Below are 2,295 nucleotides of genomic sequence, written 5' to 3'. Positions count from 1 at the left end.
GCTCGGCGGCGTGCGTATGCATTCATGGCGGCGGCTTGGCTGCGGAAGGAATGTCGAGCCAGCTCGCATCGATCTCGGGCAGCGGAATGGCCGCGATGAGATCGCGCGTGTAGCTTTGCCGCGGCTTGTCGAACAAGGTGTCGGTGGCGCTCGCTTCGACGATCACGCCTTCGCGCATGACGATCACCTGCCGGCACAGCCGCCGGATGACCGACAGATCGTGGCTGATGAAAGCGACGGTCAGCCCCATCTCCGCGGCAAGCTCCTCCAGCAGGGTGAGGATCTGCGCCTGCGTCGAGACGTCGAGGCCCGAGACGATCTCGTCGGCCAGCACGAATTTCGGCGACAGCGCCAGCGCGCGCGCAATGCCGACGCGCTGGCGCTGGCCGCCCGACAGTTCGTGCCGATAGCGGCTGGCGAAACTTTGCGGCAGGCCGACACGCTGCAGCGCCTCGGCGACGCGCGCCTTCAGGTTGTCGCCAAGACCATTCTGCTTCAAAGGCGCGGCGATAATGCTGGTAATGGTGCAGCGCGGGTTGAGCGACGACATCGGATCTTGAAAAATCATCTGCAGATTGCGCCGCAGCGGCCGCAGCTCCGCTTCCGGCAGATTGGTGATGTCGCGGCCGTCGAAGCGGATGCTGCCGGCGCTTGGCTCCAGCAGGCGCACCAAAGCGCGGCCGAGCGTCGACTTGCCCGAACCGGATTCGCCGACAATGCCGGTCACCGAGCCCCGCGGCAGGTCGAAGTCCAGGCCCTTCAGGATTTCGGCCAATGGCGCGCGGCCGATCAGTGGCTTGCGCGTCATGTCGGGCAGCGCGACCTTCAGCCCGCGCACGGAGAACAACGGTTCAACCATGCGGCCGCCTCCAGGCTTGGTCGGCGGCAGCGATCTCCGAAGCAAGTCCGGCCAGCACCGCCTCGTCCACCGGTCTTAGCGAGGCGAAAGGATCGGTGTAGCGTGGCGTCGCCGCGATCAGCGCCCGTGTGTAGGGGTGCTGCGGCGCGGCGAAGAGCGCTGCGGTCTCGGCCTCCTCCACCACCTTGCCGGCATAGAGCACCGAGACCCTCTGGCTGATCTTGGCGACGACGCCGAGATCATGGGTGACGAACAGGATCGCCGTGCCATGCTCGCGCTGCAACGCAGCGATCAGCCGCAGGATCTGCTTCTGCACGGTGACGTCGAGCGCCGTGGTCGGCTCGTCGGCGACGATCAGCCTTGGCTCCGCGGCGAAGGCGGCGGCGATCAGCACGCGCTGGCGCATGCCGCCGGACAGTTCGTGCGGATAGCTTTTGAGCACGCGGTCGGGGTCGCGGATCTGCACCTCGTCCAGCAACTGGCGAATGCGGGTATCGGCCTTCTCGCCACTCCAGCCGAGGATGCGCACCAGCCGGTCGGTCATCTGCGAGCCGATGCGGCGTGACGGGTTGAGAGCGGTCAGCGGGTCCTGCGGGATCAGCGCCGTGCATGCCCCGATCAGCGTGCGCCGTGCCTTGGGCGGCAACTTGCCGAGGTCTTCGCCCTCAAGCAACATATCGCCTTCGACGATGCGCACGCTCGACGGCAGCACACCAAGCACAGCCTTGCCGATCATCGTCTTGCCGGCGCCGCTTTCGCCGACCAACGCGCGGACCTCGCCGGGTTGGACGGAGAGCGACACCGAACGCAGCATGCGCTGGCCGTTGGGCAGCACGGCGCTCAGATTGGCGATGTCAAGGCAGACCGCGCTCATCGCAGCACCGGGTCGAAGCGCGTCTTCAACGCCTCGCCGAATTGGCTGAACGACAGCACGGTGAGGATGAGCGTGATCAGCGGGAACACCAGCACCCACCAGGCCTGATGGATCGACAGCCGGCCCTCGGCGATGATGCCGCCCCAGGTCGGGTCGTCGGTCGAGATCGACAGATTGACGAAGGACAGGATCGCCTCGACGATGACGGCGATGCCCATTTCCAGCGACAGCAGCGCCACGATTGACGGCACCACATTGGGCAGCACTTCGCGCAGCATGATGCCGATGCGGCCATAGCCGGCGATGCGGGCATTCTCGACATAATCCATGCGCGACTGGCCCATCGTCTCGGCACGGATCACCCGGCAGAAACGCGTCCAGTCGATGATGGCGATGGCCAGGATGACGGAACTCAAGCCTGTGCCGAGCACCGCAACCAAAAGGATGGCGAACAGCACCGGCGGAAATGCCATCCAGACATCGACGATGCGCGAGATGATGCGGTCGGCCCAGCCGCCGAAATAGCCGGCTATGAGCCCCAGCATCGAGCCGACCAGGCAGG

General features: G+C 66.0%; 3 protein-coding genes. All 3 read right to left on the bottom strand.

Features of this window, described 5'->3' with window-relative positions:
• Positions 1-22 precede the first annotated feature (22 nt).
• A complete protein-coding gene (locus EN879_RS32540; RefSeq protein ID WP_127274542.1) occupies positions 23-859 on the bottom strand; it encodes an ATP-binding cassette domain-containing protein in 837 nt (278 codons plus the stop codon).
• The gene (locus tag EN879_RS32535; protein WP_063169951.1) at positions 852-1,733 is read right to left on the bottom strand and encodes an ABC transporter ATP-binding protein; all 882 of its coding nucleotides are present in this window, start codon (positions 1,731-1,733) and stop codon (positions 852-854) included. Before EN879_RS32535 ends, EN879_RS32540 begins: the two co-directional genes overlap by 8 nt.
• Positions 1,730-2,295: ABC transporter permease (locus EN879_RS32530; protein ID WP_164774723.1), on the bottom strand; the 566-nt coding region annotated here is incomplete at its 5' end. The genes EN879_RS32530 and EN879_RS32535, both read right to left, overlap by 4 nt.

This window comes from Mesorhizobium sp. M7A.F.Ca.AU.002.02.1.1 (genome assembly GCF_003998535.1).
Taxonomy (GTDB): Bacteria; Pseudomonadota; Alphaproteobacteria; order Rhizobiales; family Rhizobiaceae; genus Mesorhizobium; species Mesorhizobium ciceri.
The sequence above is the reverse complement of the archived record's forward strand: the minus strand, read 5'-3'. Positions and strand labels throughout refer to the sequence as shown.